At 38.1% G+C, this 24,414-nt stretch carries 24 protein-coding genes; 5 read left to right on the forward strand and 19 right to left on the reverse strand.

What is annotated here, in order from left to right:
- Positions 1-139 precede the first annotated feature (139 nt).
- Positions 140-868, forward strand: coding sequence for an AlbA family DNA-binding domain-containing protein (locus U8D43_RS13370; RefSeq protein WP_335871681.1), 729 nt, complete (start codon positions 140-142; stop codon positions 866-868).
- 408 nt (positions 869-1,276) lie between these two features.
- Here the strand turns inward: U8D43_RS13370 and U8D43_RS13375 are convergent, their stop codons facing one another.
- The 4 genes from U8D43_RS13375 to deoD all read right to left on the reverse strand — a co-directional run bounded on the left by U8D43_RS13375 (position 1,277) and on the right by deoD (position 5,895).
- Positions 1,277-2,062: an LCP family glycopolymer transferase gene (locus U8D43_RS13375; protein ID WP_335871682.1), complete on the reverse strand. Its 786-nt coding sequence runs from the start codon at positions 2,060-2,062 to the stop codon at positions 1,277-1,279.
- Between the two features lie 203 nt (positions 2,063-2,265).
- Positions 2,266-3,750 (reverse strand): lmo1851 family serine protease, encoded by a 1,485-nt coding sequence (locus U8D43_RS13380; protein ID WP_503627497.1) that lies wholly within the window; start codon positions 3,748-3,750, stop codon positions 2,266-2,268.
- A gap of 107 nt (positions 3,751-3,857) precedes the next feature.
- Positions 3,858-4,430 carry a YitT family protein gene (locus tag U8D43_RS13385; protein WP_335871684.1) on the reverse strand — a complete coding sequence of 191 codons (573 nt, stop codon included), beginning with the start codon at positions 4,428-4,430 and terminating at the stop codon, positions 3,858-3,860.
- A 763-nt stretch (positions 4,431-5,193) separates the two neighbouring features.
- Entirely contained in the window at positions 5,194-5,895 is a 702-nt protein-coding gene (deoD, locus tag U8D43_RS13390; protein WP_335871685.1) for a purine-nucleoside phosphorylase, read from the reverse strand.
- A gap of 303 nt (positions 5,896-6,198) precedes the next feature.
- On the opposite strand from deoD, the gene yoyE reads away from it, so the two are divergent.
- A complete protein-coding gene (yoyE, locus tag U8D43_RS13395; RefSeq protein WP_335871686.1) occupies positions 6,199-6,342 on the forward strand; it encodes a protein YoyE in 144 nt (47 codons plus the stop codon).
- Positions 6,343-6,938: 596 nt separating this feature from the next.
- On the opposite strand, the gene U8D43_RS13400 is transcribed toward yoyE, so the two are convergent.
- Both U8D43_RS13400 and U8D43_RS13405 read right to left on the reverse strand, forming a co-directional pair.
- Positions 6,939-7,259, reverse strand: a complete 321-nt coding sequence (locus tag U8D43_RS13400; protein ID WP_335871687.1) for a hypothetical protein — start codon at positions 7,257-7,259, stop codon at positions 6,939-6,941.
- A gap of 97 nt (positions 7,260-7,356) precedes the next feature.
- Positions 7,357-8,127, reverse strand: coding sequence for a sporulation protein (locus U8D43_RS13405; RefSeq protein WP_335871688.1), 771 nt, complete (start codon positions 8,125-8,127; stop codon positions 7,357-7,359).
- Between the two features lie 374 nt (positions 8,128-8,501).
- Between U8D43_RS13405 and U8D43_RS13410 the strand changes: the two genes are divergently transcribed.
- On the forward strand, positions 8,502-9,581 hold the full coding sequence (locus tag U8D43_RS13410) for a DUF2515 family protein (protein WP_335871689.1): 1,080 nt from the start codon (positions 8,502-8,504) through the stop codon (positions 9,579-9,581).
- 201 nt (positions 9,582-9,782) lie between these two features.
- Here U8D43_RS13410 and U8D43_RS13415 read toward each other — a convergent pair whose 3' ends face one another.
- Positions 9,783-9,956 carry a YozD family protein gene (locus U8D43_RS13415; protein WP_335871690.1) on the reverse strand — a complete coding sequence of 58 codons (174 nt, stop codon included), beginning with the start codon at positions 9,954-9,956 and terminating at the stop codon, positions 9,783-9,785.
- A 135-nt stretch (positions 9,957-10,091) separates the two neighbouring features.
- Here U8D43_RS13415 and U8D43_RS13420 point away from each other — a divergent pair, with 135 nt between their 5' ends.
- A complete protein-coding gene (locus tag U8D43_RS13420; RefSeq protein ID WP_335871691.1) occupies positions 10,092-10,238 on the forward strand; it encodes a hypothetical protein in 147 nt (48 codons plus the stop codon).
- Here U8D43_RS13420 and yodN read toward each other — a convergent pair.
- The 11 genes from yodN to U8D43_RS13475 all read right to left on the reverse strand — a co-directional run bounded on the left by yodN (position 10,235) and on the right by U8D43_RS13475 (position 21,998).
- Positions 10,235-10,876 carry a germination protein YodN gene (yodN, locus tag U8D43_RS13425; RefSeq protein ID WP_335871692.1) on the reverse strand — a complete coding sequence of 214 codons (642 nt, stop codon included), beginning with the start codon at positions 10,874-10,876 and terminating at the stop codon, positions 10,235-10,237. The genes U8D43_RS13420 and yodN overlap by 4 nt on opposite strands.
- A gap of 190 nt (positions 10,877-11,066) precedes the next feature.
- Positions 11,067-11,294 (reverse strand): YozE family protein, encoded by a 228-nt coding sequence (locus U8D43_RS13430; RefSeq protein WP_335871693.1) that lies wholly within the window; start codon positions 11,292-11,294, stop codon positions 11,067-11,069.
- A 68-nt stretch (positions 11,295-11,362) separates the two neighbouring features.
- Positions 11,363-11,650: a YokU family protein gene (locus U8D43_RS13435; RefSeq protein ID WP_335871694.1), complete on the reverse strand. Its 288-nt coding sequence runs from the start codon at positions 11,648-11,650 to the stop codon at positions 11,363-11,365.
- Positions 11,643-13,064, reverse strand: a complete 1,422-nt coding sequence (gene kamA, locus U8D43_RS13440) for a lysine 2,3-aminomutase (protein WP_335871695.1) — start codon at positions 13,062-13,064, stop codon at positions 11,643-11,645. The genes U8D43_RS13435 and kamA overlap by 8 nt, the downstream gene beginning before the upstream one ends.
- Positions 13,065-13,140: 76 nt before the next feature.
- Positions 13,141-13,974 carry a putative beta-lysine N-acetyltransferase gene (gene ablB, locus U8D43_RS13445; RefSeq protein ID WP_335871722.1) on the reverse strand — a complete coding sequence of 278 codons (834 nt, stop codon included), beginning with the start codon at positions 13,972-13,974 and terminating at the stop codon, positions 13,141-13,143.
- A 20-nt stretch (positions 13,975-13,994) separates the two neighbouring features.
- Complete coding sequence (locus tag U8D43_RS13450) at positions 13,995-15,413, reverse strand: aldehyde dehydrogenase family protein (protein WP_335871696.1); 1,419 nt, start codon at positions 15,411-15,413, stop codon at positions 13,995-13,997.
- 64 nt (positions 15,414-15,477) lie between these two features.
- Positions 15,478-16,752 (reverse strand): peptidase, encoded by a 1,275-nt coding sequence (locus U8D43_RS13455; RefSeq protein WP_335871697.1) that lies wholly within the window; start codon positions 16,750-16,752, stop codon positions 15,478-15,480.
- Positions 16,753-16,766: 14 nt separating this feature from the next.
- The gene (locus U8D43_RS13460; protein ID WP_335871723.1) at positions 16,767-17,435 is read right to left on the reverse strand and encodes a 3-oxoacid CoA-transferase subunit B; all 669 of its coding nucleotides are present in this window, start codon (positions 17,433-17,435) and stop codon (positions 16,767-16,769) included.
- Positions 17,378-18,109, reverse strand: a complete 732-nt coding sequence (locus U8D43_RS13465; RefSeq protein ID WP_335871698.1) for a CoA transferase subunit A — start codon at positions 18,107-18,109, stop codon at positions 17,378-17,380. Before U8D43_RS13465 ends, U8D43_RS13460 begins: the two co-directional genes overlap by 58 nt.
- Positions 18,110-18,112: 3 nt before the next feature.
- Complete coding sequence (locus U8D43_RS13470; protein ID WP_335871699.1) at positions 18,113-19,456, reverse strand: aspartate aminotransferase family protein; 1,344 nt, start codon at positions 19,454-19,456, stop codon at positions 18,113-18,115.
- 1,072 nt (positions 19,457-20,528) lie between these two features.
- Positions 20,529-21,998 (reverse strand): NAD(P)/FAD-dependent oxidoreductase, encoded by a 1,470-nt coding sequence (locus tag U8D43_RS13475; RefSeq protein ID WP_335871700.1) that lies wholly within the window; start codon positions 21,996-21,998, stop codon positions 20,529-20,531.
- A 253-nt stretch (positions 21,999-22,251) separates the two neighbouring features.
- On the opposite strand from U8D43_RS13475, the gene U8D43_RS13480 reads away from it, so the two are divergent.
- Positions 22,252-24,051, forward strand: a complete 1,800-nt coding sequence (locus tag U8D43_RS13480; RefSeq protein WP_335871701.1) for a methyl-accepting chemotaxis protein — start codon at positions 22,252-22,254, stop codon at positions 24,049-24,051.
- 116 nt (positions 24,052-24,167) lie between these two features.
- Here U8D43_RS13480 and U8D43_RS13485 read toward each other — a convergent pair whose 3' ends face one another.
- Entirely contained in the window at positions 24,168-24,311 is a 144-nt protein-coding gene (locus tag U8D43_RS13485) for a YjcZ family sporulation protein (RefSeq protein ID WP_335871702.1), read from the reverse strand.
- Positions 24,312-24,414: the final 103 nt, after the last annotated feature.

The following is a 24,414-nucleotide window of genomic DNA, read 5'->3' on the forward strand; positions in this document are numbered from 1 at the left end:
TTATTTATCCCTATTTAGGTAAGGCTAACAGACCCATTTCGTTAGTCAGACTGATATACTTGTTGATGAAAAAAATTTAGTTTTGCAATGATTATTTCAAGCATATGCTAACATTAGGACAGCGAAAGGCGGGACTAGGATGTACTACGATCATATTGTACCGGTCAACTTACGATTTTTTTTGAATAACCCGTCAAAAGAAGGCTTCACTGATTTGCTGCTAAACAATACGGGCGAAACCGATTTTCTTGATTTTAAAACAAAGTGGGTCGAATTCACAAAGCTAGCCAAACACATTTTGGCCATTGCTAACTCTGGCGGAGGCTGTATGCTGATCGGAGTCAAACAGCTCGATGATGGCACTTCTGAGTTTTGCGGTCTTAGCGATGAGGAATTTTTAGATAAAGCAGATGTGGACAATAAACTTGATAGCTTACTACCGAAATACCTTAAATACCGTACAGAAGATTACTATTTTACTACAAACGAGACAACTCATTTTCATAATAAATTATTTCAGGTATTAATCATTGAGTATGACCCCAAATACGTACCCTATACGTCTGTCGTCACCCGCGGGGAGCTGCGTTATGGTGCTATATATATCCGACAAGGAACCAAGTCATTAGAAGCAACGAACGACAAATTAGTCGAGATGATTTTAAGAAAGGTTCAATCCGGCGGCTCGGATAGTAATGATTTAACCCTGCAAGAGCACTTAGAACAACTAAAGTCACTCTACCATGAAGAGGTTTCGCATCAAAAAGAAACTTATCAACACTATATACAAGACTTAATTGAAAAGAAAAAGGCCCGAATTGAGGCCTATCTAGATGTGTTGGATATTAAAAAAGAAAGTGAGGATTAGGTACAAAATCACTGAGACGCTATTCCTAAAAACTAATTTTTGGGACATGATTTATAAAAGGGATTCTGTAAATCATTAAAAAGGGGGAATTGCTTGATTTCAGTTTGAAAGTGCAGAGTATTCATTGTATTTTTATGATTGATGACTTAGAGCCCCAGATGTATCTTTTTTAGCTGAAGTGTTCCTCTTTGTATTTGACTCCCCTTTTATTAGTAAATGGCTGTTTTTGCTATGAATGTCGCTCTACGCAACAGTACATTATCCGAGAAAACCTATGGGTTCAGGGCATCTATTTGGTTCTTTTTATACAAAATCCATACTAAAATAGCCGATTCCTTTGAAGATTTGATTAAATAACCTAATAATTCTATTTACCCAAGGTGCTTCTTCTTCACTCCCCTCACATATCTACTTCATATAAGTATATAGATCGTCCTGCATGACGAATACACTCGTCGAAACGTGTTCATTTACGCCCGATGAAAGCACTCTATGTTCGATGGACATCGAATTTAAATTGAGCAAAGACCTTCCAATTCTTAATATATCTTTTGACCTCATATCTGTTTCAATCGCCTTAAGTGCAGCAGTTGCCAGACTTAATCCTTCTTTGGAACGCACTAATTCTTGAATATTGAATAGCAATTCTCCAGTGATTCCCTCATCTGACTTTTTTTCTTTAACCTCAGCAATTGCGACTAATCTCTGAAGTTTATTAGTGAACTCGTTTGAAGTGTTCGTCACGATTGATTGAATTTCACCAATATTCACACTCGCCCAATGATCAATTCCCACCTGAAACTGTTCCTCAATAATATCCTTCACCACATCTATTCCTCCAATGCTAAAGGAATGAAAAAGGTCTTTTTCCTCTGAACCAGAAATACCTACGACTGTATCAGGTAGAATTTCTACTAATTTAACCGAAGATTCACCATTTAGTTGCGCAAGGATCATCTTCCGAGGTTGTTGACTTTTCTCTGTTTGCTCATATCCAACCAATAAAAAACGCAATGGTTGTTCTTGTAAGCTATCTGATTGTTGATTGGACTTAGAGAATACATCCCCTTTCGTTTCTTGAAAACTGGTGAATGTATCCTGAAGCTTGCTTTTTTCATTCCATGCCCCTGTGGTAAAAACATGTAGAAGTCCAATCGCAATAAGTAGTTGCAAAATGAACCGAATTTTCTTCATTGCAGTCACCTCTTTTAGATATACTACCATTGTTGGGATATCTTCCGGTTTCTATACCAGGTAATCCGGAATGCGCATGGAACTAGACACCATACCACTGAAACATTCAACCTGCTTGTCTGCACAAAAAAAAGAGCGAGACCATAATAGTTGGACTCACTCTTTTGTATCTGATCACAAGAGGCTTTTCTCCTAATTTTGTTTTATAGGCCTAGTACGTCTATTGCCTTTTGTAATTGAGGATCTTCTACTATTAGTTTTTCTTGGATTTTTTGCATCAACGAAACAGTTGTGTCACCCGTAAGAATGCCTGTTACTTCTAATTTTTCTGACGACTGATACTCTTTAAGCGCCTCTATCGCCTCTTTATCAAGCATCCCATCGATTTCGCCTGGGGCATAACCTAACAACTTAAGCATCTCTTCTGCTGCTTTAATCTGATCTGATACATCATTCTCTTTCCACTCATTTGTTGGCTCTATATAGGGCAAAGAAGAGTATTCTGGTAGTTTCACGACATGCGTAGGTTCAATCCCTTTTGTATGAATCCAATTGCCATCAGGTGTTAACCATTTACTTGTAGTCATTTTAATATTAGATCCATCCTCGAAAGGTTGAGCAGATTGAACCGTTCCTTTTCCAAACGACTTTTCCCCAATCAACGGAATATCAATTGTCTCGTTGATGGCAGCTGCTAAAATCTCAGAAGCACTTGCACTTCCTTCGTTAATTAACACACTGACTGGAATATCAATCTTTTCGCCGCCTTCTGCAAGAACTGGTTGACGATTCCCTTCACGGTCCTCAATTTGAACGATTTTTTCCCCTTTTGGTACGAAAAGATTCGATATCTGAATCGCTTGATCCAGAAGTCCTCCTGGATTTTGGCGAAGATCAATCACCATTCCTTTCATTCCTTTGTCCTTCATGGTCTCCAAAGCAGAAGTTAATTCACTATAAGTCTTGTCAGAAAATGACTTGATTTGAATCAGTGCAACCCCATTTTCTTTCATCTCGGCTGTCACACTTTCAATCGGAATTTCATCACGAGTTATACTGACATCGAGCGCTTCACTATTTCCAGGTCGTTGGATCGTTAACACAACCTCTGTTCCTTTTTCCCCTCGAATAAGCATTACTGCATCTGTCGTGCTAAAGCCTTGAACACTTTCCCCATCGACCGCTAAAATCTGATCATTGGGCTTTAATCCTGCTTTTTCAGCTGGCGCCCCTTTAATTGGTGATACCACGGTGATAAACCCATTTTTAGATTGGATTTCAGCTCCGATCCCTTCGAAGGAAGAACTTATTACTTGATTAAATTGTTCCGCTTCTTCAACAGACATATAATCTGAATAGGGATCATCAAGCGATTCTACCATACCATTGATAGCACCGTTAATCAGTGTTTCTGTTTCAATGTCCGTATAATATTGTTCATTTAATTTATCATACGCTTCAAATAGTTTTTCAAATTCAGCTCGCTTTTCTCCAGTTAAGGGCTCTGGTACACCCACATCCACTGCTTTTTCATCGCCAAATGCTAAGGCAAATGTTGTTATTGCTGCGGTAGCAAAAACAAGAACAAACAATAGCATAAGAAAACGAAACTTCCCAATTTTAAAGTAACTAGAAGAATTTTGTTCTTCGGAAGTTACTTCATTATTTTCTTGATCCAAACCCTTCACCACTTTCATCCTGTGTAAGAAACTGCACTGTTTTACTAAGGATAGCATTTTTACGGTGCCTCAACAATCTCTAACCCTTTTATTTTCCCAAGTTTTTTGTCGGATAGTCATGGTTTATCAAAGTTCCACGTAAAAAGACTTGTAAAAAGAGCAATAATCGTAATCGCTACGATGGAAGGTATAAAGGTATGAGAACCTACAACTACCACGCCAAAAGAAAGAATAACTAAATCAAACATAAAAATCAATAGACCAGTATTCACTCCAGTTGCTTTACTAATTAAAGCAGCCACAAGATCAATACCGCCTGAAGATGAGTTGGCTTGAAGAAGCAAACCAATGCCAATTCCAACAGTTATTCCTCCCCCTATGACACTAATCAAAGGGGAAGTATGAATAATGAATTGTGTTGGTTTCAACAGATCAATAAAAAAGGATGTAAGCCATAAACCATGAATACTATTAAAAAACAAGGGCTTGTCTTTCAAAAAGGCAATAAAATATAGAGGAATGCTAAACAAAATCATAATCAAGCCAGGTTGCACATCCAACCAATAATGAAAAACCAATCCTACCCCTATCATCCCTCCATCTAGAAAGTGATGAGGAACAAAGAAACCATTGATTCCAATTCCAATTAGAACACTCGCAAGAATTAATCTCCCAATTAAATTCCTCATAGTCCCTCCGGTAACAAAAAATTCCGAATTTATTTTCCAGCTGCTCAAGAATCATTCATTTGCCATGTTTCATAACTAAGAAACAAAATACACTCTACATAGTCATCTTATGAAAGAGGTTGGACAATTCAGACCGTATAAATGAGGAATTTTAGTTAGTTAAACTATCTCACTTTTCAAAAAGGACACCATCCATTGCTAGGTGAATTGTCTTTTGCATATTTTTTTCAAGGTTGTTTCAGGAGAATTTGTTGCTTTTCGAATCAGTCTATAAACGATGATATTGCTTTTTTTCTTGGCATATTTTCGTGTAATTTGGTGGAAATAAACAGAAAAATGAAAGATTTCACCTGAAATTAGACTTAATAATAAGAATTTATACGAAAGAACAATTATCAATAAGCTCTTTGCACAATAAAAGTAATATTTAGGAACCTCTAAATTTTTTAACGTATTCCTCAATAAATCAGTCTTGTACCATTATTGTCATTAGATTTCCTACTCAAAGAAATTCTTCCGTAAAATTCTAGAAGATGCCTCAAAGCACCATTTGACAAAATCATAGATAATAAACTAATACGAAAAGCCACAATCTTTGCGAAAACAGCCTTTCCTAATGAAAACTTCTCCATTTCTAGATAGAAAATAAGAAAACAGTCAAAAAAACTTACTACCTGTTTTTTTTGTCCCAATAGCAACATAGTATTCGAAAAGAGCATAAAAAAAAGACGAATGAGATTATTCATTCGTCCTCCAAAAATTATTATTTAATCGCAGCATCTAAAGCTACTTCGATCATCTCATTGAACGTTGTTTGTCGTTCTTCCGAAGTAGTTTCTTCACCCGTAATAATGTGATCACTCACAGTTAAGACCGATAAAGCATTACGTCCATACTTAGCAGCTAGTGTATAAAGAGCAGATGTTTCCATCTCAATCGCTAATATACCGTATTGTGCCCATTTTTCGTGGTCCGCATTGTCGTTATAGAACATGTCAGCTGTAAAGACGTTTCCGACCTTTAGATTTAATCCCTTTTCTAGCCCGGCGTCATAAGCATTTTTCAGTAAATTGAAATCAGCTGTTGGCGCAAAGTCAATACCATTAAAGGTTAATCGGTTCATTTGCGAATCTGTAGATGAAGTCATCGCTAAAATAACGTCACGTACTTTCACATCTTTTTGAATTGCTCCACATGTACCAACACGAATTAGATTCTGTACATTATAGCTTTGCATTAATTCATTAATATAAATTGAGATAGATGGTACACCCATCCCTGTTCCCTGAACGGATACACGTTCACCTTTATATGTTCCGGTATAGCCAAACATATTTCTTACTTCATTATAGCATTCTGTATTTTCTAAAAAAGTTTCTGCAATATATTTTGCACGTAAAGGATCTCCTGGCAATAATACCGTTTCTGCAATTTGCCCTTCTTTTGCTCCAATATGAATACTCATAATCATAACCTCCAATTTTTATGTAATCAGGCCTTCATTCTAAAGAAGTCTGACTTCTTACTTCACCTATACATTGTAGCCGTTTTCATTTAAATGTGCAATGTAAATTATGTGTATTATGCCCGAGCACGGGAATACTATTTGTGAATCATTTGAAAGGGAGGTTTGACATTTGGATAATCAGAAGAAAAAAATTCAACAAGCTGTACAGCATGCGAATGAACCCACACCTTCATCCCGAAGTAGAACAAAACCTAAATCATCAAAAAGTGACCGAGAAAAACTTTAACGAGGTGATAAAAGTTGGGAAAAAAACATCGTAACCGTATAAATGGACAAAAGAAAAACAATCATATTCCTAAAGAAGCAACAGATGCTGAATTAGTTGCTCACGCAAAAGAATACTCAGCGGTTAATCGAAAAAATGGACCTGGAGATCATCTATAGTCTCATAATTTACACAAGAAATCTCTGTAATCAATTGTTTCTATGAAAATCAATACAGGAGGCTGAATCCTACCTATTTCTTCAATATAATGGCTGTAAATAAAAGGCTATTGTTGCATGGGTTGCTGCCTTTGGAAAATGGGTGAAAAGCAGATTTGCATGCCTTCTTTCTCTTTTCCTGATGAAAAATTCGCTTCTTCGCTATTTAGTATTTAGTTCAAACAACTATGTAGGTTTCGGAACTCAATCAATTATTCTTGTAACAGGTGGTGAATGCTGAGCGAGCAATTGAACTCATTCCCTTGTCCGGTTTGGTTTTTCGCTTGTTTTAATCAATATGTAGAATCCTGACATTAAGCTAAAATGGTAGCATCAATTGAACCCTAGAAAATTGTCTTGTCAACACTAAATAGCGAAGAGCCAAAAATTCTTAATAACTAAAAAAAAATAGGAAATCAATCGAAAAAACCCTACTGCCTTTTTTTTTGAGCCAAGAATCACAAAGTTTACAAATAAAGCAAAATAGAAATAGATACCATCAATTTGAAGAACAACTTCTAAAATAAAGAAAACGGCTTATAAAATAGCCGTTTTCTTTAACATATATGAACACGATTCACCGTTTTCCACCCTCCGGTTTCTAATCGATAGTAATGGTGTCCCGATTTACCCTCATCAATAAAAACAATATCACCTGTCTGAATATAGCGTGCATTATAGTCTTTAGGCATTAAATCCCCTACATTAAACATACGGAAAACTTCATAAAGTAACTGTTCATGATTGGAGCCTTTTAAACGAAGGCGATACACTTGAAGATATCCTTTTCGTTGACCAAATCCTGGTGTTTGAAAAATCGTAACATCAAACTGCTTATTTGCCAATTGTGAAATAGCAAGTTTTTCTAGTAAAGGCATCTACACTCCTCCAATTCAGAATAATCAATCATTATACTAAATTAGATACGACCAGCGAGAATTCCTTCATTGAATATACACTTATTTTGTCGAATTTTCACGAATATCTTTGAATTTCTTGAAATAGCTTCTCTTTTATCCCATGCCTATCCTGTGCAAATACCGTCATACGAACAAAGTTCTCATCCATTTCGAACGCTTCAGCAAATAACCCGCCAATTCCATTAGCTTTACGATCTACTTGAAGTAACAATTCAGCACTTTGTTCATCTTGAGTTAAAATCGTTAATTCTAGCTCATCAAGCTTCCCACGGAAAGGACCACTCGTTGGGACAAACTCAAACTCTTGTAAAAACGGATATTTGCCTCGAATTGAAGAAGGTGCCACCACACATTCTACTTCTCGAATCCGAAAACCTAGGTCTTGAATTGCTTGTAAAAGAGATTGTGTTAAGGTGTTTGGTTGAACTTCAATATAGTCTTTATCAGAAGGATCTACAGCTTTTTTAATCGTTAGCCCAGTGGAAACCCAGACGCCTGTATTTCCATATGTTAATGGTGTATCATACGGTAGCTCGAACGAGAATGGTATTTCTATTGTTTCCTGTTCTCCCACTGTAAACGGTTCATTTAATTGTGTTTTGAAAATTGAAGCCGTGTCGGTAAATTTACGATCATCTGATTCACGTATATAGGATGTTTGAACAGAGAGATAAATGCTGTCGATCTCTTGTTGAACATTCCCTCCGATGATGGAAACAACCCCACTCACCTTTTCACCTGCACGATACACCCCTTTTTCTAGTGAAGTATCCACTTTTGCGGAACCAATTCCAAAGCTAGCAAATACTTTATTAAATAATGACATATCCCTTCTCCTCCTTTTGTACCTGTCTCATTTTAATTTGGTGATCTATTCGCTACTGTTCCTCTTTTGTTAATCTTTATTGCTTTTTAGATTTTTGATGAACCCCTCTATTTTTGCATTGATTTCAGTCAAAAACAGATGACATGTTGCAGCGACCACATTCTATTAACATTATGGATACCCTGTTAAAACCAACATTCATGGGAAATCAGCTTTTACCACTTAATTCTACTTCTATCCCTGTTAATCCTTCATTGAAACATAATACCTTAAAGGAATTTTTTTCTTTAGAAAGTAGAAAATTCACCTATTTACCAGCGCACTATGTATGTTACGGTTTAACCAACAAAAAGTTTCAAATAGGAGGATTTTTTTTGAGTTTCTTTTTCAGAAAACAAAAATATCATTCCTTGTTAACTGAGGAGTCATTAAATGTCATTCTTCATGATATAAACGAGGACCAACAATTTCATCCGACCATTCATTTAACCACAGAAAAAAATTTCATAAAGGAAATTAAAGCGAGTGTTCAACTTCACAATCGGAATAACCTCACTCGAACGGCGGCTTATCTGAAGTTTTACGAACAACATCCAGAAATTCAATGGTCCTTTTTAGCCCATATGGTGTCCAGAAATGCAGGATACCATATGACAGATCTAAAAAGCGTTACTACTCATATGCTTCTCTCTGAAAAAGAAACGAAAGGCTTGTTTCTTTTTTTAGAAAAAGCCAATTATGAGATCTTTTCAGATGCCTATGTGCAACTGTTACTATATGAAAAGAGCTTGCAACTTGATAGACCACTTTTTCATTTACTTAATGCCTTTCACGTTTCCCCTTTCATGAAAAAAATGTGGTCAATGTTTTGGAAGGAAAAACAGAAAAAAGTCCTTACAGTGGCAATGATTATCAATGAGCAACAGATGCTACAAACCCGTGTATTAACCGCAGAAGAAAATAGGAACTGGCTCCAAAAGACCATCCTAACTCTTCATGATAAACTTAATCTAACGACGATACTCTTTCCTTATCAACGTAAAAAGCATGCACCCTATGACCTAACCGGACTCGATGTACATCAATTCGCCAACGTAGACCACCGAATTCTTACAGGCAAATCATTGTACAGCTTATTATTCCACCCGAAAATACACAATAGCGCTCTTCAATTTGCCTCAAAAACGCCCCATACAGCTTCGAGAAAAGATTATTGGCCACATATCTATAAAAACCAAGTAGAAGCTCACTCTGTCCATTCTCCCCCCCTTAAAGAGGCTTGGCAAAACGTAACGACCCTCCCTCTACAAAAGAAAGAATGGTATTCTGCTAATTTGATAACAAAAATGACGTATTGGTTTGCATTGCAACAAAAAACACCTAAAAACAAGTCGAACTCACAACGAAAAATCGCCAAATGGCAAAAGGCTCTTCAAACAACCTTTCTCCGCTAAGAAAAGCATATGTTGCCTGTATATCACCTTATGGGCTTGAGCCGATTGTGCATAGAGCCAGGCACCAAAACCATTAAAATGTATTTTTCTTACTCAATAAATAGGCAAACCTCCTTGATAAAAAGAGGTTTGCCTATCTATGCTCATCCTATTTTTTACAACGTTTTTCCAGTTCTTATGGTCGATTGTTCATTCCCCACGTTAGGGATGTTCGATTTCCTCGTCGATGATGCACTTGTCAATTAAGTATTCGAAAGTAATATCCGCTAATTCGTCTAGTTCGTCCTCTGAAGGTACATATCCTCGAGAAACTAATTCTTTCATGAAAAAGGCTGCAATTTCTTCAGTATCAATAATCACTTCAATCTCACGCATCCAATCGCCCCCTTTTGTTATCAATCTATGAAGCTGAAAAGAAAGTTATGCAACTCTCCTTTTTTCTTTATCATGTTTTTCTGAGGACAAGCATAGGTTGGATTATTAGAGTAAACAAGAAGGAGTGGTCAATTTATGTTTCAGCAATGGAAAGAAAAACTCATTTTTGATTTAGAAATGGAAAAGGGGAAAATTGATACCCTGTTTGAAAAGGTAATTTCAGCTGTTTTTATTAGTTTTTTAGTACTAGCTGTTTCTTTGTTTTGGATAATCATTAGCTAAGTGGTTTCATCCTTAGAAAGAGAGGATTTTTTTAACTGTTGAAGAATATCGGTCATTTTTCGAACGTAATCTTGATCTTCAAACAACTGATAGAGGATTTTGTAATCATTGTAGCGGTCCAATAAATAATCCACTAACTGATTATTCGTATAGTCTGGTGAGTTTAATGCAAGAGGTCGATTTTTCGGGAAAAGAAAATTGTATTTTTGTAAAAAGATATCTGCATAACTTCCGTCTGCAATTAGAGAAAGATCTTCCTCATCTGCTTCTAGCCACTCACCATCCTTGACCCTATTTAACTCGTAAACAATCTCTTCCCACGCGTCCTCTTTGTAGCGCCATATCTCTGTTCGAATACCAACAACTTTAAATAAATCATTTTCAAATCCGTCTACCTTAACAAGATCACCAAAGAAAAAAAGATATTGAATATCAATCTGTTCTTTGTCAACCAATATCCCTTCATATTCAGTCAGTGAAAAGAGAACCTCTTCCCGAAATAACCCTTCACTCTCGTTGACCTCATATAGAATTTCTTCTTCTAACCGCTTAATATCTGTAACCTTACCGACTGTGCCATAGATTCCTACAACGATAGTATCTCCAATTTGAAACTTCGGCTTCTTTCTATTATTCATTTCCTCCCATCTCCTTGATCTCCCTTTTTACTACTATATGCACCAAGAGGACATTCACGTTCAAAAAATCGAATAAAAGGTGTTAAATGTCTATTTTTTTTTATTCTTTTTTAATGAAAAATTGTATTTCCCTTCCTTTTTCTACTCTTTTACGCAAAAAAAATAACGCCTTAATCACAGAATCAAGACGTTATCTTTTATTTTCCCAAACTTCATACTCTTCCCAAACTTGATCGAAAACTGTCATACTTGGTAAGTAAGAACCGTTTAATTCCAAGTACGCACTTATTTCATAAAAATCTAAAGCTTGTTTAGGAAAACTATGGTCATTAAAGGCAGAATTGGCAAACTCGGAATAGTGATCATTTCCAGCTTCATCTCGGTATCTCATTAAAAAATGATAAAAAGATTTTCTCATCGATTCGACATCCTCAATTTTTAACATCACTATAACCTAAAAGGAGGATATCGTAAAGCTAAAAACTTTTACGAATCTAAGCGAAAATAATTTTTCTTCAACAATCTCGGCAAGCTCATTAATTCGTCAAAAGATAGAGACTCACTAATTTTCGAGCGGTCAACCAAATAAAGTTGATCTTCTAACTCTTGAATCAATGCTTCAGATTGATAATCCACTTTACATGACTGACAACACTTGGTAGGTGTGTCTGTTATCTCAATGGCCCTAGTCCCGTCAGGAAGCTCCCAATACACTGTTCTTCGGTCACTCCTTATAGATGCCTCACCACACCACTCACAGATGTGATTATTCATTTTCTGATGTCTCCTGTTTTTCACTCGATTGGATTTTATCTAAAACGGCTTTATGTTTCTTTTCTTTTAACTGATCTCGTTTATCACGAAAATCTTTTAAGCTTGTATGGTCTGGGTCACTTTCATATTGTTCTCGACGTGCGTGTCTCTTAAGGTCTTGTGGTGTAATTGTGTCTGAAGCTTCTTGTAATAACCCAGATATCCCAATAGGAGAGTTACTTCGATCGCTATTAGGGTAGATGGAATAGAAGTAATCATCTGCCAGACCAGGCGTATAATTTTCAGGTTCTGGATAGGTGGTAATCACTCCTTCAAAGTTTCGTAAAACGACTTTTTTAGAGCTTTGTGCTAACAAATAATTTGGCTGTAAAGCAATCTTCCCACCGCCACCAGGCGCATCAACTACGAACGTAGGGACGGCATAACCTGATGTATGCCCTCGTAATCCTTCTATAATTTCGAGTCCTTTCGATACTGGTGCACGGAAATGGCCAATCCCTTCAGATAGATCGCACTGGTAAATATAATAGGGTCTCACTCGGATTTTCACTAAATCATGCATGAGCTTTTTCATGATGCTTACACTATCATTGATGCCTGAAAGAATAACTGCCTGATTGCCGACCGGTACACCTGCGTCAACCAGCATCTCACACGCTTTTTTTGATTCTTCGGTAATTTCTATTGAAGTATTAAAATGAGTATTTAGCCATACAGGGTGATATTTTTTAAGTATGGCACATAAATTTTCAGTAATTCGTTGTGGAAATACGACTGGTGCTCTTGTTCCAATCCGAATGATTTCCACATGAGGAATATCTCGTAAATTTTTTAAGATATATTCTAAAATCTGATCATTAATTAGTAGACCATCGCCTCCTGAGAGGAGAACATCACGTACCTCAGGTGTTTGACGGATATATTCGATTGCTCGATCAAGTTGTTTTTTCGGTACACCCATTCCGATTTGACCTGAAAAACGCCTTCTTGTACAATATCGACAATACATGGAGCATTGATTAGTGACTAGGAACAACACTCTGTCCGGATATCGATGCGTTAACCCTGGAACCGGAGAATCATCATCTTCCTGTAAAGGATCTTCAAGATCGTATTTGGTTTTATTAATCTCTTCTCCAATTGGGACAGATTGCATCCGTATTGGACATCGTGCATCATCTTCATTCATTAACCAGGCGTAGTAAGGAGTAATGTTTAACGGTATCGTTTTCGTTGAAATTTTCACACCTTCAATTTCTTCATCAGTTAACGAAATAACCTTTTTTAAATCATCAAGTGTTCGAATTGTATTCGTTAGCTGCCAAAGCCAATCGTTCCACTTCTCATCTGGGACGTCTTTCCATAGCTCAATATCTTTCCAATGCCGTTTCGGTTTATATAGCTCCATTTTCATTAATACTCCATCCCTTCCGAATCATAAGGAAAAAAATCTAGAGTTGGAATTGAACGATGATGTATTTTGAATTTCCCTATATCCTCGTTGATTTCACCCAAATATTCATATCTTCTAGCTTATCGAAAATATAACAATTATTGATTAATCGACCACGATAGGAGTAATTCAATTGTTGAAAGGCCGCATTCATTCCAAACGACAAAGCTCGTGCTAAACTGTAAAAGCAAAAAATCCCTTCTTTTTGCAAATCCATTTCAAGTTGCTGAAGAAGCTGCTTCATCAGCCCACCTTTCCTGAACGAGGGGACAGTTGCACAGTCGGTAAGCTCCGCATTGTAATCATTGGCATTCACTTCCGCTGAAGCTGCGGAAATGATTTCACCATCTTTTTCGAAATAATAAAAAATCGTTCCTTCGCTCATCGCTTGCTTAATATAATTCGGATCATGAAGTGGGACAGGATACAATTGAAAGGTATCTCGATATAACTGCCCTAGGGCTTCTGCTTCTCCCTCCCCCGCTTTCTTTAATGAATTAGAACTAACCAATTCAGCGTTCTCTAACTGCAAAACTTTTTGCAACAGGTCAACTTCTTCTACATACACTGAACTTTCTCGTCTCTTACTATGAAGAAAGTATGCCATCATCCAGGCATCACTTCCGCGGAAATAACCGTCAATTACTCCTTCAATTACATAACCATAGGAGAGGAACGCTTTCACATGCTCTCCCCTTGCTTTGACAATGAGTTTAGTAGCCAAGTGTTCCTTCGCCTTCTGAAGAAGGGTTGGATGAAGAAGGTGAAGATCTCCACGGTACTCATCAACACGTATTCGATTATTATAGGTATCACAATACAGTCTTACATAGAAGTCTAGCTTTTGAATGGTCTCCATTCTGGACTTCATCAACTACACCTCCCATAAAGCTACAACTTAAAGGAAATTAATTTTATTTCGGTCATTTCTTCCATCGCATATTGGATGCCTTCTCTTCCCATCCCACTTTCTTTTACTCCCCCATACGGCATATGATCAACACGGAAGGTAGGAATATCATTGATCATCACCCCCCCGACTTCTAGTTCCTCTGCTGCATAAAACGCTTTTTGGACATTTTGCGTAAAGACACCAGCCTGTAATCCATACTGTGAATGATTGACTTCTCGAATGGCATCTTCAAAATCATTAAATGGATTAATCATAACTACGGGAGCGAAAGCTTCTTCACAGAAAATTTTCACATCTTCTGGGACATGAAGCATCGCCGTTGGCTGTAGCATCCCTTGTTCTAGTTCTCCGCCACAAAGAAGCTTACCTCCTGCCCGAAGTGCCTCCTCTATCCACTCTTGTGCCCGTTCCAACTCATCCTTTGATATCATACTAGAAACATCGGTGTCTTTCTCGAGTGGGTTTCCTAATATTAAAGATTGTGTATGTTTTCTAAAAGATTCAACAAATTCTTCATAAATGGTTTCTTCTACGAATATCCGTTGAACTGAAATACATACCTGTCCTTGATAAGCAAATGCCCCTTTTACAATTCGAGGCATATGTTCTGCTAGATTCGTGTCTTTATCAACTATGACAGCTGAATTCGATCCAAGCTCCAGAGTCACTTTTTTCAGACCAGCGTTTTGACGAATCATTTTTCCCACACTAGGACTTCCGGTAAAAGTAATCATTTTTACTGTTTCGTTTTCCGTTAGAGCTTTGCCGATTTCACTGCCTTTTCCGGTAACGACATTCAATACGCCACTAGGTAGACCCGCTTGATGAAAATAGCCTGCAATTTTATAGGCGGATAAAGGGGTTTGACTTGCAGGCTTTAACACGACCGAATTACCCGCTGCAAGGGCAGGCCCTACTTTATGAGCAACTAAGTTCATCGGAAAATTAAATGGAGTTATCGCACCAATGACACCTAGTGGTTCTTTTTTCGTATATGCGACTCGATTTTCCCCACCAGGAGCTGCATCCATGGGAATTGATTGGCCGTACATTCTTCGTGCTTCTCCAGCAGCAAATGTGTAGGTCATAATCGTTCTTTCTACTTCAGCTAGCGCATCTGTATAAGGCTTGGCTGATTCTTGAGAAATTAGCCTTGCACAGTCTTCTTTATCATCACTTAATAGTCTAGCCACTTGATCAAGTATGTCAGCTCGTTGATGAGCTGGCATTTTTTTATAAGTTGCAAATGCCGCTTCAGCTGCTTTTATCGCTGCTTGTACATGCTGTTCTTTTCCGATGGCTACTTGCTCAATCTCCCCCTCCGTAAAGGGTGAAAGCAGAGATTGATAGTTTTCTGTTGCAATAAATTCTCCATTGATCCATAAATTTTGTGTCATAAATGTTTCCTCCTTGATTCTTTCCATACCCTTCTCCTACCCTATATGAAAGAATCTTACTCAATTAATCTGTTAAATCGCTCACTTCACACCAATTGAGGAGCATTGATGCGTATACTTCTGCGCATCGAAACATTTGTTGTAATTCTATATACTCGTCACTGTCATGAGCTACCTCGGTTGTACCTGGTCCAAAAATAACGACTGGAATTTTTCCCGCTTTCCATAGAACCCCACCATCAGTTCCCCACGGAGAAGCTTGTGCGATAGGTGTTTCATCGAGCACGTCCTGATAGCAATCTTCTAGCATTGCCATCAAGAGATGACCTTCAGGTAAATCACCAGCTTGCCAACAGCCACCAAACCATTCAACGGTTGGAAGATGGTCTTTTAGCCACTCATCCCTTCTCGAGAATTCGGCTATCTCCGTTTCAAATTCTTCTTGGACCGTTTCATTCGTTTCATTTGGGGCTACCCCAATTCTACCCTCTAACGTGACAAGATCTGGTACTGAAGAAGGCCATTCGCCTCCCTGTATTTTGCCAATATTGATGGGTACAGGAATCGGTACTTCTTCGTAGAGCGGATCGACGATTCTTTTATTCCGTTTCGCTTCTAGCTGCTGAAGAGCCTGCATCACTTGGGTTGCTTTCATTATGGCATTGACACCTTCATATCGTGTTCCACCGTGAGCACTTTTGCCCTTGATCGCGATTCGAAACCACATCGACCCTTGTTGTTTGGGAAACAACTTCATATTCGTCGGTTCAGGGATGAGAGCCCCGTCAGCTTTGTATCCCCTTACAACAGCAGACAGCGTACCAGTGCCCCCACTCTCTTCTTCGATGACACTTTGAAAAACAACATCGCCCTTGAGCGAGATATTCAAGCTTTTTAACGCTTCCATCGCAAGCAATAAACTCACAGTCCCTCCCTTCATATCTGTCGTTCCTCTTCCATAACATCTTCCGTCGATTACTTTAGGTTGAAACGGTGGATGCGTCCAATTCGCTCCATCACCTGCAGGCACCACATCAATGTGACTATTAAGAATGATGGATCTTCCACCACCAGTTCCATTCCAAGTGGCGATGACATTTGGTTGATTTTTGAAATCCTTTCGATCACATGAAAAAAGCTCGTGCTCATGGACATTCGTTTCGTCAACATCAAAAATATCCATCGTTAATCCTAACTCGCGACACTTTTCCATGATCACAGCTTGAGCTTTGTATTCATTCCCTCTTGTTGATGCTTCACCCACCAATTTCTGGAGTAACCGAATTCCATTTGTTTCATTTTGACGCATCCATTGCTTAATACTTTCTTGAATGGTCATTCGTTCTCCTCCTTTTAAAAATCTTTTCTAATTCGTAGTTTGTTAGAAATAGATACAGGAGCTCTCGTGAAGTTCATCACATCTTCAATTGTGTACGGATGAAACAGTTCGGTTACCGTAAACCCTTCTGTGTTCTTTTGAAAAACACCTAGTTCTGTTATCACCAAATCTACACAATTTTTAGCGGTTAACGGCAATGAGCACGAGGCTACCAACTTACTTTCTCCATTTTTGTTAAGGTGTGACATAAGAATTATCACTTTCTTCGCACAAGAAGCAAGCTCAGTCGCTCCGCCCATTCCCGGCACTTTTTTCCCCGGGATAATCCAATTCGCTAAATCGCCATCCCCACTCACCTCGAGCGCGCCTAAAACACTTATGTCAATATGCCCTTTGCGAATCACCGCAAACGCCTCAGCACTACTACAATAAGACCCTCCGTTTTGTAAGGTAACCGGAAAACCTCCTGCATTGCATAGATTTTCGTCCTCCTCACTCTGAGAAGGGGATGGACCCAAACCCATCACCCCATTTTCGCCATGAAAATATACCAGACGTTCTTTCGGCAAAAAATTTGGAATCAGCGAAGGAATACCGATTCCTAAATTCACAATCATTTTATCTTTTATTTCTTCAGCTGCTCGTTTGGCAAGCTTTGTTTTCCAGTCTGCTCCCACATCCACTCCCATGTCACCCCTTTTGAGTGTAAGATAGAGTTCACAAAAACTCCTGAAGTCACTATTTCCTCCGGAGCCAAGTCACCAATTGGCACGATTTCCTCTACTTCTGCGATCGTAATATTCCCTGCCATTGCGACTAAAGGGTTGGTATTTCGAGCGCTTTTATCATAGACAAGATTGCCAAAAAGATCTGCTTTCTTGCTATAGACAATAGAAACATCCGCAGTTAAAGCTGTTTCCACTAATAAAGATTGACCGTTGACGACGACTTTCTCTTTTCCAGAAGACAAAAGCGGGTCATCTACTCCAATATGTGTGACAATTCCTCCCAGTCCAACTCCACCAGCACGAATCCGTTCAGCTAGGATGCCTTGTGGTGAAAATTCAATTTCCATTTCTCCTTTTTCTTTTAGCGCTCCAGCAATGGGGTTCGACCCGATATGAGATGCAACGACTTTTTTCACTCGGTGATTTGCGACCAACTTACCAATCCCAATTGTTGGAAAACCCGTATCATTTCCAATAATCGTAAGGTCTTTAATTCCCAGCTCTAAAATAAAATCAATCAGATTGGGTGGGCTTCCCACTCCACCAAAGCCACCAAACATTAACGTCATTTCATCTGTGAAAATGTTTTGAATATCATGAAAGTCACACTCTTTTCCCCAAGTTTCCATATCTCAATCTCCTTTATGAGTTGCTAGCATCCTTTCCGTTTGAAAAGCATCCATCACAGCATAAAGTCGCTCATATAATTCCTTCATTTCACCACTAGTGATCGTCAAAGGGGGGGCGATGAGGATGGCGGTACCACTTTTCCCGTCTAAACCTGCACCGGCAGGGTACAATAATATTCCCTCCTTCTCAGCAAGGGCAATAAGATTAGCCGTACAGTCACTTGGCAATGGTCGTTGATCTTGTCCACCAATAAATTCTAATCCAAATAATAATCCCTTTCCTCTTACATCTCCAATGAACGAGAATTGTTTTTGCAGGCGATACAAGTAGGTGTGTAGTTCTTTACTTTTTTTAGGAACTTCTTGCATAATATTTTCATTATCAATTAACTCCAATACCGCTAACGCAGCACTAGCAGACAAAGGATTGGCACTATACGTATGCCCGCTCATGACCACTTTGCTTCCTGTTTGAATTTCTTTCATTATTGTTTCTGATACAAGCGTTGCCGCAATCGGAGAATAACCAGCAGATAGTCCCTTTCCTATCGCTACAATATCCGGTTGTACGTCCCAATCTTCAATCGCCAAGAATGGACCCGCACGCCCACACCCAGTCATGACTTCATCTACAATAAAAAGAAGATTATGCTTCTCACAAATTCGTTTTATTTCTTTGTAGTATTCATCGACCGGAACAATTGCTCCACCAGCAGCCCCAATTATAGGTTCAGCCATAAATGCTGCAATATTGTCTGCTCCGATCCGCTCAATCATGAGATCGAGCTGTTGAGCGCACTTCACTTGGCAGCTTGGATGTTTTAAATCAAATGGACATCGATAGCAGTATGGAGGTTCCAATACTGGTCTTTCTTCAAGCACCCCTTCAAATCGTTCTCTTCGCACCGAGTGACCCGATAAACTAAGTGCTCCCATCGTGATTCCGTGGTAACTAAGCCAACGGGACAGAATGATTTTCTTCCCTCTTTTTCCTTTCTCCTGCCAATATTGTAGGGCAATTTTCATAGCAGTCTCTACAGCTTCTGAACCACTATTGACAAAAAAACTAAACGGGGTAGAAGGAGCTTTATCTGCCAAAAGTTTTGCTAGATTCTCAGCAGGTTCATTTGTAAACTGAGCACGGTATACAAATGCGATTTGATTTCCTTGCAGGCTCATCTTGGAAATAATTTCTTCCATTCCATGACCTATATTAGCCGTCACCGCCCCCGAGCAAGCATCCAAATACTCTTTACCATCTTTGTCATACACATAGACACCTTTACCATAATCAATCATCGGATAGTTTTTTTCTAAAAACGGTTTGATTAAATACGAACGGGACATATTATCCCTCCTCAACTTTAAGTGAAACGTCCATTAGTAGGGTATCTTTCCCAACAGATGGTTAGTTGAATTTATCGGATTCTTACTGATTCATTACCACCTCTTTTCCTTTAAATCGTCTTCACTCATAACAATTGTTTTGAATCTCAGCTTTACGTAGGATAAGCATTTATTCTCTTACTCTATATCTATGTCTAGAAAGCGAATTTCTTTCATTAAATTCAAAGATGTGGATAAAAGTTTGTGGTAAGGTAGATTTGAATACTAATAGAAGGGAGAAATCATGTAGTTAGCAGGGAATATACCTGCTAATTTCATGAATATTTCTCTAAAATGCAGGGCCTTGGCAGGATGTTTTTCCTTGATTTTCGACTCTGCTTAATAAGTCTCATAGGATAGGTGCTCACTTGTTCTAAATCAGCAAATACATCACTAATACGCCAACAACGACCTTAGAAGATTAAAGAATAAATAAACAGATTATTAGGAGTAGACACCATTTACTCAATTATTTTGAATTTGTGGAGCAATGAAAAGTTCCCTGAGTGAAAGAGCAGATAAATCACCTACTACTCAGTGCAGGCTAAATCTTTATTGGGGAATGCTGAAATTTTAGCGGAAATACAAGTAACTGAAGTTTTTATAGAGTTTTTGCAAATTGAGCTATCATTACAAATAACAAAGCACAAGTATTTTTCTTTGTAAGAACTCTTCTTTGAATCTTAACTAATTAAGTACATCTTCATTTTTGGTGGTCAAACGTGTCCCTCTCAATAGTATTATTTCTTTCAATATACGAGAAGAAGATATTACAAGATATGCCATTCTCGGGTAAAGCAATACCACGATAAGTAAATTTTTCCCCTTCTTATTTTAATTGCTCTTTTCATAGACAATGTTACATTTGAATCGACCCTTTTGATGATGCCTCCTTTTTTGTAGAGATTGCATGCAAATTAGTTCGAGACAACAAACTTTGCTAATAAAGGTTCTTTACAACAGCTATTCTTACACATAGAGCGCAATAAAAACACCAACAACTTAGTATCAAGTGTTGGTGTTTTTTGTAATGTTATACAAGCACAGGTTCCATGGCGGTAGTTTTTTCTATTTTTTTGATCATATCTCTGGCTACCCATACGCCACATGCACTTGCTTGAGCTAGCCCTCGGGTGATACCAGCCCCGTCGCCTCCGACGTATAATCCAGCTATTTCAGTTTCAAATTTATTGTTTAATTTCGGGCGGGCAGAATAAAATTTCGCCTCAATTCCATAAAACAACGTATGTTCAGAAGCAATTCCAGGCGTTACTTCATTTAAAGCTTCCGTCATTTCAATTAAGCTCTTCATTGTATTATACGGAAGAACCAATCCTAAATCCCCTGGAACTGCCTCTTTCAAAGACGGTTCCAAAAACCCTTCCCCAATCCGTTTTTTCGTTGATCGGCGTCCTTTTAAGATATCTCCATATTTCTGAACGATGAGACCACCACTTGATAGTCGATTCGCCAATGTCGACACTTCATGCGCATATTCATTCGGTTGATCAAATGGTTCTGAAAATGTATGAGAAACAAGCAAAGCAAAATTCGTGTTCTGACTCCCAAGCTTCGGATCTTTGTAGGCATGCCCATTAGCTAACATCGTACCAGAATGATTCTCGACAACTACATGACCAGAAGGATTGCTACAAAATGTACGAACCTTTGTGCCAACCGACGTGTTAAACACGAACTTCCCTTCATACAGATGGGTATTTATTTCTTCCATCACAACGTCGGATGTTTCAACTCGAACACCAATATCTACCTGATTATTCAACATTGACAAACGTCGTTTCTTCAAAAGCTTCGCTAACCATGTCGATCCATCACGTCCAGGCGCAATCATCACATTATTACTGTATAGTTTTTCCCCATTTTTCAGCATAATCCCTTTGACTTGATGCTGCCCTTCCCCATTTTTCTCGGTAATTAAATCCTCTACCTCTAGCTTAAACCGCATCTCTATCTGACTCTGTAAGTATTCATAAATATTTTTTAAGATTTCAAGATTTTTCTCAGTCCCTAAATGGCGAACCTTCGCTCTTAATAGCTTTAGTCCCGCTGCATATCCTCTTCGCTCAATTTCACGAACTTCAGGGGTTAAGGGGTCTGTAATTGTATCTGTTGCACCGTGCTTTAAGTTGATTTCGTCTACATACTGGATTAAATCTACTACTTGTGAATTGGATAAATAGTCGGTCATCCAACCTCCAAACTCACTCGTTATATTAAACTTTCCGTCAGAATATGCACCAGCCCCTCCAAACCCATTGGTAATAGAACAAGCTGGTAGACAACCAGCAAACTCTTTTCTACCGACTGCAGGGGGACACTTTTCAATTTTTTTCTGTAATATCGGACAGTTCCTTCTATATATATCATGACCTTTATCAATTAATAGTACTTTTGCATCAGGACATTTCAACGTCATTTCGTAACTTGCAAAGATGCCAGCAGGTCCGGCACCGACAATTATCACATCATATTGGGTGTTCATAAGTCTCCCCCTTGATTTCGTGTTTTCTAAACAACATTGTTTAATATACCAAAACAAAATAATAGTTACAAGCATTAATACGAACTTTATAGTATTATTTTCGAAAATTGTTCGTGTATTTACCTTAAACTCTCACATTATTCTCCCTCTTTTCGACAAATACAGCTAATTTTTAAAATATTATGTAGATTAATTGAATGAAAATGTTTACAATAATATTAAGATTATTACAACATTGAAATGGGGGAAATATGTGAAAAAGCTACCTTTTTCGTTCAAAAGAAAACGAAAAACAACACAAACTAGCAATAAACGACATAAAAAAGAACCTAAGTGGTTAAAGTCTTTCACCTTTTACCGGACAATTCGGGGTAAAGTCATTCTTTCCTTTATTCTATTAACATGGATGCTAGTAGGAATTGCCTACACCTCAAACGTCAATATGACAAAGCTAGAAAAAGAGATTAATCAACTATTAAACGAAGATTTAGAGATTCAAAACCAAATCACTTACTTGAATACCTCTCTTTTAAACATTGAAACGGGTGAACGCGGCTATGTTATCACTGGGGATGAAAGCTTTTTAGCGCCCTATTTTAAAGGCAAAGAGACCGTTTTAGAACATTTTTCCTTTCTTGAAAAACAGTTTGCCAAACAGCCAGATCAACTAGACAAACTAGGTAAGATTGAAAAATCCTATGACCTATGGACTAAATGGATTGATCGGGTAGTTGAGACTCGTAAAAGCGACAATGCCCAAAAAGCTCAGGAAATCGTCGCCACTGGGCAAGGAAAAAAATACATGGAATATATCGGGACCTATATAGAAATGATTGTAGAGGAACAAAATTTGGCCACAGCTACCCGAATCGAAGAATTAGACGAACAGCTCATTCTTTCTCGCGGAGTAACCCTCGGACTCGCTTCAACAGGAGTTATTCTTGCAATTATTTTTGGATTCCTGATATCTGCAACCATTAAGAGAAACGTAAATAAAATTAGCACGTCTATTTTGGAAATTGCTAACGCTGGCGGAGATTTAACCAAACGAATTAATGTCAAATCAAAAGATGAATTGGCGAAACTAGCGGATGATACGAATCTACTAATCGAAGGAATAGCGAAGCTTGTCTACGATGTTTCCATTATGGCAGAAAACGTTTCCGCAAGTTCAGAACAATTATTAGCCTCAGCGGAAGAAACCACTAGAACCATCGTTTCAATTTCTGAGACGTCTGCTGAAATTGCTGCTGGCAGCGAAGAAACCACCAATAAAATGACCAACTCTTTGCAAAAAATGAATTCATTAGAAGAATCGGCACATATTCTTAGTAAAAATGCTGAAGCTGTTAAGGATTCTGCAGAAAACACGAAAAGAGCAGCTGAAATTGGCAGTCAATCAGTTCAACTTTCTTCTTCAAAAATGATGCATATAGAAGAAATGATGGCTAACACTAGCGATACCGTTCAAGCGCTAGGGAAGAAATCAGAAGACATCACTTCGATTATCAAAACCATTACTGCAATTTCAGAACAAACAAATTTACTGGCACTAAATGCTGCGATTGAAGCCGCACGTGCTGGCGAACATGGACGTGGTTTTGCCGTCGTAGCAGATGAAGTCAGAAAGCTTGCCGAGCAATCTCAAGGGGCTGCCTCTGAAGTAACAAATATTGTTCACTCAATTCAAGATGAAGTGAAAAAGATCATCCAACAAAACCAAGAAGGGGTAAAAGAAGTCATTTCAGGAGTTGAAATCTCTAACGAAACCATTTCTTCTCTCGATAAGATTCTTTCCCATTCATCTATTACGTTCAATGTATTGGATGATATGGTCCAACAAATTCATCAGACGCTAACTTTTAGTCAAGAAGTCGGTGCATCTTTTACCTATGTGAATGAAATTGCTACTAGTACAGCTATCGGCACGGAAAATACTGCTGCGGCCTCTCAGGAAGGATCCGCGGCCATGGAAGAAATCACCGCTTCTGTTTCAGAGCTCTCGACTCAAGCTGAAAAATTAAGGAATGTCGTAGGGAATTTTAAAATTTAATTACCAAAAATGAAGGACAGATGAAGTTAGACAAAAAAATATATCTAAAATTATGCATCCTTACTTTTTCAAACAAAAAACGAACTCTTAGCTAGAGTTCGTTTTTTGTTAATAATTTATTTAGGATAGTAACAAACTGCTCCGATGATAATCAACAAAATAAACAAAACCACAATTAAAGCAAAACTGTTGTTTCCACCGCATGGATAGGCATAAGCAGGGTATTCTTGACAACAATAATCATAGCCACCGTAATTCAAAGTACTCACTCCTCAAGTGTTTTTTAAGTCATTACATTACTACACTATGATAGGAGCCCGAAAAGTGTCTGTGTATTCGCCCAAGAATTTATCTACACTCTTT

Origin of the sequence: Bacillus sp. 2205SS5-2, from assembly GCF_037024155.1 — a bacterium.
Taxonomy (GTDB): domain Bacteria; phylum Bacillota; class Bacilli; order Bacillales; family Bacillaceae_K; genus Bacillus_CI.